The following is a 15,882-nucleotide window of genomic DNA, read 5'->3' on the forward strand; positions in this document are numbered from 1 at the left end:
CCGTTATGCGTTATGCCCGCCGGGCGTTCCCGGCAAGGCCCAAGCCGCTACTCGATGTTCTGCACCTGCTCCCGGATCTTCTCCAGCTCCGCCTTCAGCTCCACCACCAGGGCCGCCATCTGCGCGTCGTTCGCCTTGGAACCTGTGGTGTTCACCTCGCGGTTGATCTCCTGGAGCAGGAAATCGAGCTTGCGCCCCACCGGTTCGCCGCTATTGAGCGTCTCGTCGAACTGACGCAGATGGCTCTCCAGGCGCACCAGCTCTTCGGTCACGTCGCACTTGTCGGCCAAAAGGGCGACCTCGACTGCCAGGCGCTCCTCCGGAACGTTCCCCTCGGTTAGGAGCTGGGTGATCCTCTCCTTCAAGCGCTGCGCGTACTCCTGCACCACGAGCGGCGAGCGCGCCGCCACCTTGGCGATCAGCTGGGCCAGCGCCTCGCGCCGCTTCTGGAAATCGGCGTAGAGCGATTCCCCCTCGAAGAGCCGCATCTCGTCCACCCGGCGCAGCGCGTCCTCCAAGGCGGCGACAAGCTCCGGCGGGATCTCCTCCAGGGTAGCCTCGGCCTCGGCGGCCACCGTGACCACGTCGCGCTGGCAGGCGATCAACGAGAGCTTCACCTCCCCTTCCAGCCCCAGCGCCTCCTTGATGCTGGTGAACGCCTTGAGATAGCCGCGCGCAAGCGGCAGGTTCGCCGTCGGCACCCCGAGCGACACCGCGTTTTCGACCTGGATGAATACGTCGATCTTGCCGCGCACCAGCCTCTCGGCCACCCGCTTCTTGATCTCGTTCTCGAACTGCATCAGCGCGCGCGGGAGCTTTACCGTCACCTCGCCGTAGCGGTGGTTCACGCAGCGCACCTCGACTACGAACCTTCCCCCCTCGTGGGTGGACTCTCCCTTGCCATACCCCGTCATGCTCTTGATCATGCGCTCTCCTTAGTGAAAGCCTCGTACGGCTATTTCTGCTTTTCGAACAGTTTTTTCTCCCAGCGCCAGGCATCCTCGATGATGGTGCGCAGGCTGTTGTAGCGGGGGGTCCAGCCGAGCACGCTGCGGATGCGGTCGGCGACGGCCACCAGGTCAGCCGGGTCCCCCGGGCGGCGCGGCCCCTCGACTACCTTGAAGTCGACCCCGCTTACCTCCTTGACCACCTTGATCACTTCCCTGACGCTCCCGCCCTGCCCATATCCGACGTTGATGGTGCTCGACGTCCCCCCCTGCTCCAGGTACTTGAGGGCGTAGAGGTGGGCGGCGGCGAGATCCTCGATGTGGATGTAGTCGCGGATGCCGGTCCCGTCGGGGGTATTGTAGTCGGTGCCGAAGATGGAAACGCTGTCGCGCATCCCCAGAGCCGCCTGGCAGGCGACCTTGATCAGGTGCGTCGCGTCCGGGGTGCGCTGTCCCATCCGCGCCTGCGGATCGGCGCCGGCCACGTTGAAGTAGCGCAGCGCCACGTAGGAAAAACCGTGGGCGAAGGCGGCATCCCTCAGCATCCATTCGCTCATCAGCTTCGAGGTGCCATAGGGGTTGATGGGGACGGTGGGGCTATCCTCGGCGGCATGCCCCCCCTCGGGAATGCCGTAGACGGCGGCGGTGCTGGAGAAGATGAAGCGCTCCACCTGGTTGTCGACGCAGGCCTTGATCAGGTTCAGGGTGTTGCGGGTGTTGTTGGAATAATACTTGAGCGGCAGCAGCACCGATTCCGGTGCTACGATGGCGGCGGCGAAATGCAGCACCGATTTGCACCCGGTTTCCCGCAGCACCTCGCCTATCTTTTTTTCGTCCGCCAGGTCGCCGACTATGAGCCGCTCCCCGTTGATCAAGGCGTCGGCGCTCCCGGTCGAAAGGTTGTCGAAGACAATCACCTCGTGGCCCGCCTCGGAAAGCTGTCTTACTACATGGCTTCCAATGTAGCCAGCCCCACCTGTAACAAGAATCGCACCCATAGATGCCTCCATCGTTTTGGATAATGAAAGAGGGTCTAGCCCTTGGACTAGACCCTCGATACTTCGGCGCTCTCGCCGGCAAGGCCACATGTGCAAACCCGAAGCCACAACCGCAGCGCGGACGGTATCAACAGCCAATAAGGCGAATATTTATAGCATTTACCCACTCCCCGCGCAACGATTAATTCGGTCCAAGAACCGATTGAACCGCCCCCCCTGCCGGGCGCACACACAAAAAGGCCGCATCGTTTGATGCGGCCTTTCCGAGTTCAGGAACCAAAGCGTCACCTTCCGCCACCGCCGGTCCCCGCGCCGCCTGCGCCTGCCCCGCCTTCGGTGCCGCCCGGGGTTCCCATGGTCCCGCTCGGGCCGCCGGTAGCAGGTGTGCCGTAGTTGGGCTCGGTAGTGTTAGTGGTCCCGGTAGTTGCCCGGCGCGTCGATTTCTTCGACTTCTTGCTTCTTTTCTTTTTCTTCTTCTTGGTAGTGTCCTGGGTCTTGGTCTTGTCCCCCGCCGCACCCGCGGTCGGGACGTCATAGGGTGGTTGGCCTTTGGTGTCCATGGTTTCCGCCGGCACGCTGGGACTATCTACGGCCGAGACAATACCGGCAAACGACACGGCAACCAGGGCACTAACAATGATGGACAGCACTCTTTTCATGATGAGCCTCCCCTTGTTTATTAAACAACCGCCCCACTATATCATGAAATTAAAAAATGCAAATTTTTACCCGATTTTTTCCCGCGCACCGTTGAACCCCACTCACCACAGAGGACACAGAGGAGAACCAAGGCCAAAGCTGACGTTTTCGGTTTTGCCTGTACTGTATTTCGTTTTTGATTCTCCTCTGTGGTGGAGCTTTTGTCTGCGTCACGCCCTCGAAGTGGAGCAGCGGCAGCGCCCCGACACCTTGACACGTCGAAAACAATGGTTATATTTCTCTAACCAAAAATCAAACAAAGGAGGAAAGGCGTTGAAGACCCCGAAGCCGCTCGACCTAGTGATCGACCAGTACCAGATTCTTATGACAAAGCTAAAGTCAACCCGCGACGTTCAGGAGAAGAACAAGCTCTTCCGCAGACTGGCCAACCTTCTTGCCGTGATGGAATTTCTCCTCACAGTTAACAAATCTTCTTAAGACAAAGATCCTGACATGAAGATGGTGCTATAATCCTGCCTGTCACAGTATCGGCACTTACATGAAAGGCGAAGGTCATGGCCCGCTCCATTCCAAGCACAGGCGAACCAGGTTCCCTTCGGATCTGGTTCGCCTCCCGCACCACACTAACCGCAGCCGCAAAACTCTTTTTCGCCAACTGGAAGCAAGTATCGAAGACGCTGGAGGAGGAACAACTCCACGACCTGCGCGTCGCCTCACGCCGCCTGCGGGAGGCGCTGGCACTCTTCGAACCCTGCTTTCCCTCGGATGCAGCGAGCAAGCTGTCAAAGCGGGTCAGAAAGGTGACCCGGATGCTGGGCCCGATACGCAATGCCGACGAGGCCCGTCTCTTTTTCCTTGAACTAAAGCAAAGCAGGCCACAGACCGACACGGCGGTGCTGGACGAGCTTTTGCGCGCACTTGAGCAGGAGCGCGGGCTGGCGCGCAGCCAACTCGCCGCGACCTTGCGCCACCCCCGCGAGCGCCGGCAGACCGCCATGCTGCTGGACGCTCTGCACGACAGGCTCAACCTCTTCCGGGGCCAGAAGGAAAACCCCTTCCTCGACTTCCGCACCTTCGCGGAGGGGGCGCTCACCGAACGCGCCGAAACTCTCGCGGTACTCCTTCCGTCGGCGGCCATTGAAGGAGATCCCGCGGCACAGCACAGGCTGAGGATCGCGGTGAAGAAGATGCGTTACCGGGTGGAGCTTGTGGAACCGCAGCTGCCATCGGCGGGTGCCTTGAGGGACAAGCTGAAGAGCCACCAGGAGGTGCTGGGGAAACTGCACGACCTGGACGTTTTTACCGGGATGGTGCGGGAAAGGGTGGCCGACGGGGCGGCCAAGGAGGAACTGCTGGGCGTAATGGAACAGCTAAGGCACGAGCTTTTCACACGGTTTCTGGAGCTGCTCCAGGCGATGCCGCTTGCGGCGGTGCCTGAAGAGGTCAGACTTCTCTTTCCTCGACGCCCCCAGCCAGGTCCAGCAGGCAGCCGGCAGTCGCGCGGCAGACCTTTTCCGCGAAGGCAAGGTTGAGGGTCTCTAGCGTGTCGCTCGGCTCGTGGTAGTTTGGGTTTCTGAAATTTGTTGTGTCGGTCAGCATCACCGCGGGGAAACCGAGGTCCCAGAAGGGGGCATGATCCGACCTCCTGGTGTCGCGGAACATCTCCCCGTTGCCCGGAACCGCCAGGGGAACTACCGGAAGAGCGGCGCCATGGCGCTTGATCGACTGGGAAAACCCCTGCAGCAGCACTTTTGAGTTTTCGTTGCCGATCGCGGCCAGGAAGTTCCCCTGAGAAGGCACCTCCAGCGGCAGCCCCGCCGGCACGGTCTGCAAGGCGGAGTCGGATGCGAAGGCGACCGATTCCAGCACCAGCACCCCCTCGATATCCCACCCTTCCTCTTTGGCCCGGGCAGCGAGCGCCCGGCTCCCCCTGAGTCCGCTGCCGGACACCTCTTCGTCGGCATTTTCCTCCAGGTTCACCGCCACGAACTGGACCGTCTTTTCCATGGAGAGCCCGCTCAAAGCAGTGGCTATTTCCAGGAGAACCGCCACGCCGCTTGCGTTGTCGTCGGCCCCGGGGGAGTTGGAAACGGTATCGTAATGAGCCAGCACCAGCAGCCGGCGCCTGGGGAAAAGCCTGCCGCGCCGGGTGGCAATCACGTTGCTGAACTCGCTGCCGTTGTCGAGGAACAGGTGCTGTTCGATGCTGTACCCCAAGGCTTTCAGGTTGTCGCTTACATAAGCCCGCGCGCGCTCCAGGGCGGCCGGGGCCGCCACCGGGTGCCTCACCCCTTCCAGCTCCTCGATGTGCTTTCTGATCCGTTCCACCGAGATCTTCGCCAACGCCTGCCGAACCAGTTCCATCCTCGCTCCTTACGCCTATTTGCCTTTACTTTCCCTGCGCCTTAAGTTGCTGCTCCAGTTGCCGGATCCGCTCCTCGTCCTTTTGCACCTCTTCCAGTTTTTTCAAATAGGCGACGCGGGCGGGAATGGGGGACGAGAGCGGCGATTTGTTGACATAAGGGTTGTCCTTGAAGGTCGACTTCCCCTCGGCTCGCTTCTTCTCGAATTCCTTTATCTCTTCCCGAGAAGGGTTTCGCCCCTTGGCCAGTTGCCACTTGCGCCGCAGGCGGGCCAGTTCGGCCTGCTTCGCCGCCAGGTCCTCCCTGAGCTGGTTCAACTCCGTGCTCGCGCGATCCCCCTCAGGAGGTGTGGGCGCGGGCGCTGCCGCGGGGGCACCCTCCCCTTTAATTGCGGGTGGTGTCGGGGAGGCAGTTTTCTTTTCCCCGGCGACCGATTGGATCTCCCTCGCCCGATTCAGGTACTTCTCCGGTACGCGGTCGGCATCGTCGGTGAAATGGGTCACGCCCTGGTCGTCGCGCCACTGGTAGCTCGCAGCAGGGGCGATGCCCGGCGCAAAAAAGGCGAGAAGCAGGGTACTAATCACGAGATGTCGCATATCTCCCCCAAGAAACGAACCGTCAGCCACGGAGAAAATCCGAGAAGTTCACAGTCAAAACCACGCTTCCGGTACAAGGCTCGCCTGACCGGCATCCGAGGCAGGGACGATAATATGCATATCGCGGAAATTGTCAATTTTCTTTTAAATACTCTCATAGGTTGCGCCGCATTCTGGTGGAACGAAGCCAGACGTAAAAAAGGCCGGGAAGTATCTCCCCGGCCTTTTTCATTCGAATTCCAACGCGTACTTTTTTTCTCTTTCCTGCCAAGCCCCCCCTTGCCGGCGCCCGGTCAGGAAGGATCCTTCGCGGGGACCGCCAATAGCGCCTCCCGCATCAGGTCCGAGACCTTCATGTTGGTCTGTTTCGACAGGTGTTCCAGGGTCTCGCGGTCTTCATGGGTTACCCGTACCGAGACCACATGGTAGCGTACGTTCTCCTTCTTCTTCTTTCTCATACGCACTCCCCATTGCCACCTCGCCGTGGCAGTAAGTACTTACGGCTTGTAGACCTGCAGCAGCGCCTGGGCCATCTCCGCCGGGCTGTCGGCAACGCTGATGCCGCATTCCCTCAAGACAGCTACCTTCTCGGTCGCGGTCCCCTTGCCGCCGGAGATGATGGCGCCGGCATGCCCCATCCTTTTACCCGGGGGAGCGGTGACGCCGGCGATGTAGGCCGCCACCGGCTTTTTCATATTCTCCTTCACGAAGCGCGCGGCCTCCTCCTCGGCGTTCCCCCCGATCTCCCCGATCATGATCACCGCATCGGTGTCGGGATCCGCCTCGAAGAGCCTCAAGCAGTCGATATGGCTCGTGCCGTTCACCGGGTCGCCGCCGATGCCGACGCAGGTGGATTGCCCGAGCCCGATGGAGGTGAGCTGCCATACCGCCTCGTAGGTGAGGGTGCCGGAGCGCGACACGACGCCGATCCTGCCGGGCTTGTGGATGTAGCCGGGCATGATGCCGATCTTGCACTGGCCTGGAGTGATCACTCCGGGGCAGTTGGGTCCCACCAGGCGGGTCCGCTTCCCCACCAGGTACTGCTTCACCTTCACCATGTCTAGAACCGGTATCCCCTCGGTGATGCAGCAGACCAGCTCAACGCCGGCATCGACCGCCTCCATGATGGAGTCCGCAGCGAAGGGGGGCGGGACGTAGATGACGGACGCGGTGGCGCCGGTTTGGTGAACCGCTTCGGCGACCGTGTCGAATACAGGGAAGCCGTCGATGACCGTCCCCCCCTTCCCCGGGGTTACCCCCCCCAGCATCTGCGTGCCGTACTCGCGCGCCCCTTGGGCGTGGAAGAGCCCCGTGGCGCCGGTGATCCCCTGGGTGATGACCCTGGTTTCCTTGTTGATCATTATGCTCATGGTCATCCCCCCCTAGGCTTGGGCCGCTACGGCCCGCACTATTTTCTGTGCCCCGTCGGCCATGCCGTCGGCAGCCACTATGTTCAACCCGCTTTCGGACAGAAGCCGCTTGCCCAGCTCCACGTTGGTCCCTTCCAGCCTGACCACGAGCGGCACCTGGATGCCGACCTGCCGCGCCGCTTCGATGACCCCGGTGGCGATGACGTCGCACTTCATGATCCCGCCGAAGATGTTGACCAGGATCCCCTTCACGTTTTTATCCGAGAGGATGATCTTGAAGGCCTCGGTGACGCGCTCGATGGTGGCCCCGCCCCCGACATCCAGGAAGTTGGCCGGGTCGCCGCCGTAGTGCTTGATGATGTCCATGGTGGCCATGGCGAGGCCCGCGCCGTTAACCAGGCAGCCGATGTTGCCGGTAAGGGAGATGTAGGAGAGGTCGTGCTGGGATGCCTCGATCTCGTTTGCGTCCTCCTCGTCGAAGTCCCGCATGTCGCCTATCTGCAGGTGCCTGAATAGCGCGTTGTCGTCGAAGCCGAATTTAGCGTCCAGCGCGATCAGTTCACCTTCGTCGGTGACGACCAAGGGGTTTATCTCCAAAAGCGAGCAGTCGGTAGCGATGAAGGTGTTGTAGAGGGAGGTGAAGACCTTCACGGCCTTCCCCGTGAGCTTTCCCCTGAGCCCCAGGCTGAAGGCGATCTTGCGGCACTGGAAGGGAGTCAGCCCCACCAGCGGATCGACCGCCTCGGTGAAGATCTTTTCCGGGGTCTTCGCGGCCACCTCTTCGATGTCCATCCCCCCCTCGGTGGAGGCCATGACCGTGACGCGTGAAGTGGCACGGTCCACCAAGAGGCTCACGTACAGTTCGCTGCCGATGTTGCAGCCGCACTCGACCAGGACCCGGTGCACCACCTTCCCTTCCGGCCCGGTCTGATGCGTCCTGAGGGTCATGCCGAGCATGTCGCGGGCGATCATCTGCACCTCGCTCGAGGTGCGCGCCAATTTGACGCCTCCCCCCTTGCCGCGCCCCCCGGCATGGATCTGGGCCTTGACCACCCAAGGTCCCTCGCCGAGCCGCTTGGCCCATTCCCTGGCACTGGCGCCGTTGTAGCAAACGTGGCCATCCGGAACCGGCACCCCGAACTTGCGCAGAATTGCTTTAGCCTGGTACTCGTGGACGTTCATACTCCCTCCTTAAAGATCGGGTTCTGACATATCACCAGCAAACTGCCAACAGCATTAACTATCGCTTGTTTTATTTTGACTCAAAAACGGGCAGGGAAGAATGGGCCCTAGCATAATATGTCAACATCGTTTTAGCAAACTGTTTTATAAAAAACCTGTTACAAAATTGGTCCGACCACGACAACCTTTCAAAGAAGCCGGCGCAGCCCACAATTTAAGACGCAAATCCGGCAGATTACCCCGCAGGCACGCCAACCCGCCCTAGTATCGACACCTACTGGTCATGCGTCAAAACAGACACCATCGCGTCCTTTTCCATGAATCAACGCTGAGGTAAAAATAAAACACGCTGTAAACATTTTCGGCAAACTAAACGTTTCGGACAAAAAAAATCCCCCACCACCGGCAAAGGTGATGGGGGATCGAAGATACGAAGATAGGTTCTGAGCTCGGTGTGTCTAAGCCTCTTCGGGCTCGGGGTCCATCATCAGCAGGTCAGCCTCCCCGGCAGCCTCATCCAATTCCTTGTTCAGCACCTGCGACATGCGGGTCGCGTTCAGCTCGTTTTCCCAGCGGGAGACGACCACGGTAGCGACGCCGTTGCCGACCAGGTTGGTAAGGGCACGCGCCTCGGACATGAAGCGATCGATCCCGAGGATGAGGGCAAGCCCCGCAACCGGGATGGTGGGGATGGCGGCAAAGGTTGCGGCCAGGGTGACGAAACCGCTGCCGGTGACGCCTGCGGCCCCTTTCGAGGTAAGCATCAGCACGCCCAGGATGGTCAGCGTCTGGGTCAGATCCAGCGGGGTGTTGGTCGCCTGCGCCACGAACACCGCAGCCATGGTGAGGTAGATGGAGGTGCCGTCCAGGTTGAAGGAATAGCCGGTGGGAATCACCAGACCGACCACGGACTTGGAGCAGCCGAGGTTCTCCAGCTTCGCCATCAAGCGGGGAAGCGCGGATTCGGAAGAGGAGGTCCCCAGCACGATGAGGAGCTCTTCCTTGATATAGGAGATGAACTTGAAGATGTTGAAGCCGCACAGCTTGCCGATGGTGCCGAGCACCACGAAGACGAAGAGCAGGCAGGTCAGGTAGAAGCTCCCCATCAGCATCCCGAGCTTGGTCAGCGAGCCCAGCCCGAACTTCCCGATGGTGAAGGCCATGGCGCCGAAGGCGCCGATGGGAGCGAACTTCATGATGATGTTCACGACGCCGAAGAAGGCGTGAGCCACATCGTCGATCATGCGGTACACCGGCTTGCCCTTCTCGCCCATGGCGGAAAGCGCCAGGCCGAACAGGATGGCAAAGAAGAGCACCTGGAGGATTTCGCCCTTGGCGAAGGCGTCGACCACGCTATTGGGGATGATCCCCAGCGCAAAATCGGCGAAGCTGTGGGACTTGGCGGCGGTAGCCGTGTAGGTGGCGAGCCCCTTGGTGTCCAGCTTGGTGACATCGGCGTTCATGCCGACTCCCGGCTGGATCACGTTGATCACCACGAGCCCGATGGCAAGCGCCAGGGTGGAGACCGCTTCGAAGTAGAGGAGCGCCTTGCCGCCGACGCGGCCAACCTTCTTCATGTCGTCCATGCCGGCGATGCCGGTGACCACTGTGCAGAAGATGATGGGGGTGATGATCATTTTGATCATCTTGATGAACCCGTCACCCAGCGGCTTCATCGCGGTACCGGTGTCCGGCAGGTAGTAACCGAGCGCTACGCCGATCGATATCGCCGTCAATACCTGGAAGTACAGATGCTGGTAAAACTTCTTTGTTTTCATGGGCTCTCCTTTTACTGTGACTATTTCAACTTCAATGAAGCGTCATCGCATAAAAATCGCAGCGGCTCTCGACACCACATATCAGCAAGAGGAGTACCAATCATCTGTTTACATTTACAAGTTACTGTGAGGACACAAGAAAATACTGTTTTAGAAGAAAAGGGCGACCGCAATGGTGTTAACCAAAGTAAATACCATTGAAGAAGAGCGGCAAAAGGGACGTGAAAGCGGGAAGATAACCGGCTTAACCATGGTTAAGGCCTTAACCATGGTTAACACCATTGGGTGATGTAGTTGATATAGCAAGGAAAGGGACTGAAGACTATCGATGAGGGTAAAACCGTGATCTCGTTCCCAAGGTCCACCTTGGGAACGCAAAACCAGCCGAAGCTCCAGCTTCCACTAGATGCAAAGCTGGAGCTTTGCGCCGCATTGGGTTCCCAAGCTGGAGCTTGGGAACCAGGAATTCTCCCTCTCCCTCTGGGCCTTCGCCCACCGTAGGCTACGGTCCGCAGGTGGGAGAGGGTCGGGGTGAGGGGAGAGAAGTGTTATTTATTTCCGCTGCTTGAGGCGCTTGTTCAGCGCGGGGGCGGAGATACCCAAGAGCCTCGCGGCGATGGCCTGGACGCCGTTGGCGCGCGAGACGGCCGCCTCCACCAGCAGTTCGGCCGCTTCGGCGAAGGTGGGAAGGCGCTCGAAGGAGTGGAACGGGTTCTCGTGCAGGGCGGGAAGCGGCTGCTCCACGCGGGAGCGGCCGATCGCCTTCAGGAAGCTGTCCATGGAGAGGATCCTCTCCTTGTGCAGACTAACCGCGTTGTAGACCATGCCGCGCAATTCGCGCACGTTGCCGGGGAAGCTGTAGGTGGCCAGTATCTGGGCCAACTCCTTGGGAGGGGTCGGCTTCTTCTTACCCAGCGACTCCGCCGCCTGTTCCAGGAAATAATCGAGCAGAAGCGGGATGTCCGCGGTCCGCTCCCGAAGCGGCGGGATCTGGATGCGGTGCGTGCAAAGACGGTAATAAAGGTCGCGCCTGAAGGTCCCGGCGGCCTCTTTGGCGGCCAAATCGCGGTGCGTCGCGACCACGATGCGCGCGTTCATCCGTTTCGGCCGGTCGCTACCCAGCTGGAAGTACTCCCCTTCCTGCAGCAGGCGCAATAATTTCACCTGCGATGCGATGCTCAGGTCCCCGATCTCGTCTAAGAAAAGCGTCCCGTTTCCCGCCTGTTCGATCATCCCGAGGCGCGCCTGGTCCGCGCCGGTATAGGCGCCGCGGACGTGCCCGAATAGCGTATCGGCAAAGACGGTATCGTCGAGCCCCGCGACGTTGACGGCGACCAGCGGCCCCTGGCAGCCGCTCAAGGCGTGCACGGCGCGGGCGATCAGTTCCTTCCCCACCCCGCTCTCGCCGGTGATCAAAAGCGGCTGATGGCTGGGCGACACCGCCTCCACGTAGTTGAACAGGTCGTGCATGCCGCGGTCGCTGGTGACGATGTCGGCGAACGCCTCCGGGTGTTTCAACTCGCGCGAGATCATCCGGTCCGACATGGCGCGGAATTCGTTGTGCAGTTCCAGCATCCGGATCGCCCTCATCGCCCCCCCAACCAGCCGGTCCTCCTCGTCGGTCTTAACGATGTAGTCGAAGGCGCCAAGCTTCATGCAGCGCACCGCGGTGTCGAGCTGGTTCATACCGCTCACGATGATGGTCATGATCTCCGGATGGCTCTCCGCGATCTGCTGCAGAAGCGTCTCGCCGGAGATGTGCGGCATGGTGAGGTCTAGGAGCACGAGCCCCACTCCCCCCCGGTCCAAAAGCCCCATCACCTCGCGGCTGTCCTGGCAGATGAGCACGTTGTTGATCCCCGCCCGGCTTTTGAGCGTGAGCGAGAAGGACTTGAGCCAGGCCGGCTCGTCGTCGACCAGCAGTATGCTGAAGCTGGGGTACGGCGTTGACTTCATATTCATGACCTCCTGGAAGTAACGGGAAGGGAAAGGGTGACCGTGGTCCCCTCCCCCGGCGTCGACGCGAAGCGGAGCGTCCCCCCGTGCTCCTTGACGATTCCCGCGGAGACGGAGAGGCCGAGCCCGGTGCCTCCGGTCTCCCGCTTGGTGGTGAAGAAGGGATCCACGAGCTGCGGCAGGTGCTCCTGCGCTATCCCCACCCCTTCGTCACGCACCTCGATCAGCACGCTGCCGCTCTCGCTGTCCAGCGAGGTGGTAAGCGTCACCCCCTGGTCCCGCCCGGAAAGGGCCTGGCAGGCGTTGAGCACCAGGTTGACGATGACCTGCTCTATGCGCTGCGCGTTGCCCAATACCGGCGGTAGGTTCCCCGCATAGAGCGCCTCGAACCTGTTGGTTGCCGTACGTATGGTCGGCTCGACCAGGCGCACGGCCCTCTTGGCTGCCGCCTCCACGTCGATCGGCCCCATGTAGCCCGCGTCGTCGCGGCGCGCGAAGTCCTTCAGATCGTTCACTATCCTCTTGATGCGCTGCGCCCCGTCCTGCATCTCCTCCAGGATGCGCGGGATCTCCTCGCGCATCTCCGAGTACGGGACCCCCCCGAGCATGAAATCCCCCTCCTGCAGGTAGCGGGCTTCGAGGATCTCCTCCGCGTCCTCGTGCACGCGCCTAAGAATCGGGATATCGAGCAGCAAGAGCCCGTTGGGGTTGTTGATCTCGTGGGCAACGCCGGAAACCAGCGTCCCGAGCGAGGCCATCTTGTCCGCCTGGATCAGCTTGTCCTGGTGGCGCCTTAACGCCTCCAGAGCCTTGTTGCGCTCCGAGACCTCCTGCGCCAGCTCATCAGTGCGCTCGGCGACCCTTTTGTGCAGCGTCTTGTTCCAAAGCGCCGTCCCCGCCAAGACCAGCAAAAGCGGCACCAGGATCATGGCGCCGTACTTGAGCGCCATCTCCCTGGTGACCCGCGGAGGCTCGTGCACGCCGAGCCACCGGTTGTAGATCTGCGCGTACTGGCCGGTCTTGATGACGATGGCGAGCCCCTCGTTGAAGCGGGTCAAAAGCTCCTTATTCCCCTTGGCGACCCCGTAGCCGTACTGCTCGCTCACCACGGCCTTTGCCACCGGAACCAGGTTGGTCAGGTGCAGTTCGCGGATGAGATACATCCCCGGGAGTTGCGCCACCACCGCGTAGTCGTACTGCCCCGAAGCCAGGAGCCTGAGCGCCTCCGCCGGCGTCGGGGTGAGCACCAGGTCCTTCCCGAACCCCAAGAGCTTCAGGCGCTCGTGCATGATGCCGTCCTGGAAGACGATCACCTTCTTCCCCTTCAGTTCCTCCAGGGTACGGACCCGTTTCGAGTCCCTGCGGGCGAAGATGGCGTGGTGCACCATGGCGTGGGGGGGCGAGAAGTCGACGCTCCGGGAGCGCTCATCCGAATAGGAGAGCCCCTGCAGGATGTTGATCTTTCCCTGCTGCAGCCCTGCCCGCATCTCCGCCCAGCTTCCGAAGCGGAATTCCACCTTCATCCCCATCACCTCGGCGATGGCCTTGGTGAGATCCACGTTATAGCCGGCGGGGCGGCCGTCCTTGTCGATGAATTCGTATGGGGGATAAGAGCGGTCGCCGCCGACCACGATGGTGGCCGCGGGGTCGTAGTGGACCGGGGGGGATTGCTGCGCCTGGGCAGGCGGGGTCAGAGAGAGCAGCAGGACCAGCAGAAGGAGCGAGAAAAGCGCCCGGTTGCCGGCGTGGGAAGGGTTCGTGCTGAAAGGAGGGAAGAAACGAAACCTCGATGCGGGTTTTAGTGTGCCGGTGCAGGCGCCGTGAGACACTGTGAATCCTTTTGCTTTAAAAAAGGGGGACAGGCTACTTTTTTAAATGAAAAAGTAGCCTGTCCCCTTTTCGGAGGTAAGGGCTACGGCTTCGACAATATAGCATGCGCCGGGACAAGTCAATGAAGCTCATGAGAAACAAGGGGACTGGCTCCGCCAGGTGCCTGTCCCCCTTAGACTATCCGCTCCGCTAGAATCTCAGCCAGATCCCTCGCGGCGACGCTTCCCTCAGCGCCGCCGGTCTTGATGCCGTCCTCGAACATGGTGAGACAGAACGGGCAGTTGGAGACCAGCATGGAAACGGCGGTTTCCTGGGCCATCTGCACCCGCGCCACGTTGATCCGCGTGCCGCGCTTCTCCTCCGCCAGGATGCGCCCTCCCCCGGCGCCGCAGCAAAAGCTCTCCAGGCGGCTCGCCCCCATCTCGGCGATGCTCCCGCCGGCGCGCTGCAGGAGCTCGCGCGGCTCTTCGAAGATGTCCATGTAGCGTCCGATGTAGCAGGAGTCGTGATAGGTGCAGGCAAACGGCTCCGCTTTCAGCTTCAACCTCCCCTGCTGCACCAGGTCATGGAGGAAGGTGGTGTAATGCTCAACCGGGACATCGAAGCCCAAGTCGCGGTAATCCCTGGCGAGCGTGTTAAAGCAGTGCGGGCAGGTGGTCACCACCCGCGGCACCCCGTATCCCTTGATCTTCTCGATGTTCTCCTGCGCCATCCCCTGGTACAGGTACTCGTTCCCAAGCTTTCTGGGGGGCTCGCCGCAGCACTTCTCCTCTTTGCCTAAGATGCCGACCCTGACGCCGGCGGCGTTGCAAAGCTTCACGAAGGCGCGGGCGACCTCCTGGTTCCTGCGGTCGAAGGAGGCGTAGCAGCCGACGAAGTAAAGGACGTCGACCGCGGCGCCTTTCTCCATGAGGGCGACGTCGAGGCCGTCGGCCCAGGCGCCGCGCTCGGCGTAGGCCATGCCGAACGGGTTGCCGTTCACCTCGTAGTTGGCCATGGCGGCGCGCACCTCGTCGCCGGGGAAGGAGCCCTCCATGAGCGCCAGGTTCCTGCGCATCTCGAGGATCTTGTTCACGTGCTCGATCTCGGCCGGACAGATCTCCTGGCAGGCCCGGCAGGTGGTGCAGTCCCAAAGGACGTCCTCGGTGACGGTCCGGCAGAGGTCGGCCTGCGGCGTCGCGGCAGCCACCTCGCCTATCCGCAGCACCACCTTCATGGGGGAAAGCGGCTTTTCCGTGTTCCAGGCCGGGCAGCGGTCCTGGCAGCGCTTGCAGAGCGTGCAGGCATCGGGGTCGTAGAGGTCCTTCCAGGAAAAATCCGCCACCTTGGCGACGCCGAACTGCTCCGCCCCCTCGTCCTCCAGGTTGATGGTCGCAATCGCCCCCTTGGGCCTTAAGTCGGTAAAGAGGTAGTTGACCGGCGTGGTGAAGAGATGGCGCAGCTTGGTGAAGGGGATGGCCACGATGAAGGAGAGGGCCAGGAACAGGTGCCCCCACCACAGAGTCTTGTGGGTCAGGGAAATCCTCCCCAGGTCCATCCCCACGAACAGTCGGCCGAAGAGCCCCCCTACCGGGGACCAGCGCGCGAGTTCCGGGTTGATCCCGATCTCCGTCGAGGCCATGCGAAGCCCCTCCACCACAAACCCGGTGACGAGGATGGCGAAGAGAAGCGCGTGCGCCAGGTAGTCGTCTCCGCTGGTCGGGAGCCCCTTCGGCTTCACGAACCAGCGGCGCACCAAAAGCCCCCCGAGCATGACGATCGCCACCAGCCCGGCAAGATCCAGCACCAGCGAATAACCGCGGTAGAAGTTACCCTGCAAAAACACCCTGTGGAACAGCGGCGCGGTGAAGTCGGCCTGCAGCATGATCAAGAGGGTACCGATGAAAAGGAGCAGAAAGCCCCAGTAGAAGAGCGCATGCAGCGTCCCCGGCACGGGAACCCGCAGCACCTTCACCTGCGAAAACATCCCCTTAAGGAAGTGCCGGACGCGCTCGGGGAGCCGGTCCAGCCGGTCAAGCGGCTGCTTACCCTGCCGGTACATGGGGAGACGCCGCCAAAAGCCCCAGGCGCCTGCCGCCAGGGCAATGAAGGCGAAAAGGTACATCACCCAGATCAGGGCGTGATTGACGTTCCAGTATATTTCGCGGGTGGCGTGCATGATGAGACCTCTATAAATCGATAGGATGGGTGCTGCCTGTTGCG

Annotated in this window: 14 protein-coding genes; 2 read left to right on the plus strand and 12 right to left on the minus strand. The window is 61.4% G+C overall.

Translation table 11 applies throughout. The features are described 5' to 3' along the window. Window positions 1–47: 47 nt before the first annotated feature. From K419_RS0105580 to K419_RS0105590, 3 genes are all read right to left on the minus strand, one after another. Window positions 48–926, minus strand: coding sequence for a YicC/YloC family endoribonuclease (locus K419_RS0105580; protein WP_026840717.1), 879 nt, complete (start codon window positions 924–926; stop codon window positions 48–50). Between the two features lie 29 nt (window positions 927–955). Then, window positions 956–1,945: a UDP-glucose 4-epimerase GalE gene (galE, locus tag K419_RS0105585; protein ID WP_026840718.1), complete on the minus strand. Its 990-nt coding sequence runs from the start codon at window positions 1,943–1,945 to the stop codon at window positions 956–958. A gap of 284 nt (window positions 1,946–2,229) precedes the next feature. Continuing rightward, window positions 2,230–2,604, minus strand: coding sequence for a hypothetical protein (locus tag K419_RS0105590; RefSeq protein WP_012531647.1), 375 nt, complete (start codon window positions 2,602–2,604; stop codon window positions 2,230–2,232). Here K419_RS0105590 and K419_RS23465 point away from each other — a divergent pair. Together K419_RS23465 and K419_RS0105600 are read left to right on the plus strand one after the other, a co-directional pair. Then, on the plus strand, window positions 2,582–3,082 hold the full coding sequence (locus K419_RS23465) for a hypothetical protein (protein WP_156912177.1): 501 nt from the start codon (window positions 2,582–2,584) through the stop codon (window positions 3,080–3,082). The genes K419_RS0105590 and K419_RS23465 overlap by 23 nt on opposite strands. A 77-nt stretch (window positions 3,083–3,159) precedes the next feature. Next, on the plus strand, window positions 3,160–4,137 hold the full coding sequence (locus K419_RS0105600; protein WP_026840719.1) for a CHAD domain-containing protein: 978 nt from the start codon (window positions 3,160–3,162) through the stop codon (window positions 4,135–4,137). Here K419_RS0105600 and K419_RS0105605 read toward each other — a convergent pair. From K419_RS0105605 to K419_RS0105650, 9 genes are all read right to left on the minus strand, one after another. Next, complete coding sequence (locus K419_RS0105605) at window positions 4,049–4,969, minus strand: M28 family peptidase (RefSeq protein WP_026840720.1); 921 nt, start codon at window positions 4,967–4,969, stop codon at window positions 4,049–4,051. The genes K419_RS0105600 and K419_RS0105605 overlap by 89 nt on opposite strands. A gap of 25 nt (window positions 4,970–4,994) precedes the next feature. Continuing rightward, on the minus strand, window positions 4,995–5,552 hold the full coding sequence (locus K419_RS0105610; protein WP_035496931.1) for a DUF4124 domain-containing protein: 558 nt from the start codon (window positions 5,550–5,552) through the stop codon (window positions 4,995–4,997). Window positions 5,553–5,857: 305 nt separating this feature from the next. Beyond that, the gene (locus K419_RS0105615) at window positions 5,858–6,022 is read right to left on the minus strand and encodes a DUF6290 family protein (RefSeq protein ID WP_012531652.1); all 165 of its coding nucleotides are present in this window, start codon (window positions 6,020–6,022) and stop codon (window positions 5,858–5,860) included. Window positions 6,023–6,061: 39 nt separating this feature from the next. Continuing rightward, window positions 6,062–6,934, minus strand: coding sequence for a succinate--CoA ligase subunit alpha (gene sucD, locus K419_RS0105620; RefSeq protein WP_026840722.1), 873 nt, complete (start codon window positions 6,932–6,934; stop codon window positions 6,062–6,064). Between the two features lie 12 nt (window positions 6,935–6,946). Continuing rightward, the gene (gene sucC / locus K419_RS0105625; protein WP_026840723.1) at window positions 6,947–8,116 is read right to left on the minus strand and encodes an ADP-forming succinate--CoA ligase subunit beta; all 1,170 of its coding nucleotides are present in this window, start codon (window positions 8,114–8,116) and stop codon (window positions 6,947–6,949) included. A 458-nt stretch (window positions 8,117–8,574) separates the two neighbouring features. Then, the gene (locus K419_RS0105630) at window positions 8,575–9,894 is read right to left on the minus strand and encodes a dicarboxylate/amino acid:cation symporter (RefSeq protein ID WP_026840724.1); all 1,320 of its coding nucleotides are present in this window, start codon (window positions 9,892–9,894) and stop codon (window positions 8,575–8,577) included. A gap of 552 nt (window positions 9,895–10,446) precedes the next feature. After that, entirely contained in the window at window positions 10,447–11,850 is a 1,404-nt protein-coding gene (locus tag K419_RS0105640; protein ID WP_026840725.1) for a sigma-54-dependent transcriptional regulator, read from the minus strand. A 2-nt stretch (window positions 11,851–11,852) separates the two neighbouring features. After that, the gene (locus K419_RS0105645; RefSeq protein ID WP_026840726.1) at window positions 11,853–13,679 is read right to left on the minus strand and encodes a transporter substrate-binding domain-containing protein; all 1,827 of its coding nucleotides are present in this window, start codon (window positions 13,677–13,679) and stop codon (window positions 11,853–11,855) included. 173 nt (window positions 13,680–13,852) lie between these two features. Next, window positions 13,853–15,838, minus strand: coding sequence for a heterodisulfide reductase-related iron-sulfur binding cluster (locus K419_RS0105650; RefSeq protein WP_026840727.1), 1,986 nt, complete (start codon window positions 15,836–15,838; stop codon window positions 13,853–13,855). Window positions 15,839–15,882: the final 44 nt, after the last annotated feature.

Source organism: Citrifermentans bremense R1, from assembly GCF_000426865.1.
In the GTDB taxonomy this organism is placed as follows: Bacteria; Desulfobacterota; Desulfuromonadia; order Geobacterales; family Geobacteraceae; genus Geomonas; species Geomonas bremensis.

Coding starts and splice junctions, on each gene's coding strand:
- galE (WP_026840718.1), bottom strand. CDS start 1,945: ATGGGTGCGATTCTTGTTACAGGTGGGGCTGGCTACATTGGAAGCCAT.
- K419_RS0105605 (WP_026840720.1), bottom strand. CDS start 4,969: ATGGAACTGGTTCGGCAGGCGTTGGCGAAGATCTCGGTGGAACGGATC.
- K419_RS0105590 (WP_012531647.1), bottom strand. CDS start 2,604: ATGAAAAGAGTGCTGTCCATCATTGTTAGTGCCCTGGTTGCCGTGTCG.
- sucC (WP_026840723.1), bottom strand. CDS start 8,116: ATGAACGTCCACGAGTACCAGGCTAAAGCAATTCTGCGCAAGTTCGGG.
- K419_RS0105640 (WP_026840725.1), bottom strand. CDS start 11,850: ATGAAGTCAACGCCGTACCCCAGCTTCAGCATACTGCTGGTCGACGAC.
- sucD (WP_026840722.1), bottom strand. CDS start 6,934: ATGAGCATAATGATCAACAAGGAAACCAGGGTCATCACCCAGGGGATC.
- K419_RS0105630 (WP_026840724.1), bottom strand. CDS start 9,894: ATGAAAACAAAGAAGTTTTACCAGCATCTGTACTTCCAGGTATTGACG.
- K419_RS0105600 (WP_026840719.1), top strand. CDS start 3,160: ATGGCCCGCTCCATTCCAAGCACAGGCGAACCAGGTTCCCTTCGGATC.
- K419_RS0105650 (WP_026840727.1), bottom strand. CDS start 15,838: ATGCACGCCACCCGCGAAATATACTGGAACGTCAATCACGCCCTGATC.
- K419_RS23465 (WP_156912177.1), top strand. CDS start 2,582: ATGATGGACAGCACTCTTTTCATGATGAGCCTCCCCTTGTTTATTAAA.
- K419_RS0105580 (WP_026840717.1), bottom strand. CDS start 926: ATGATCAAGAGCATGACGGGGTATGGCAAGGGAGAGTCCACCCACGAG.
- K419_RS0105615 (WP_012531652.1), bottom strand. CDS start 6,022: ATGAGAAAGAAGAAGAAGGAGAACGTACGCTACCATGTGGTCTCGGTA.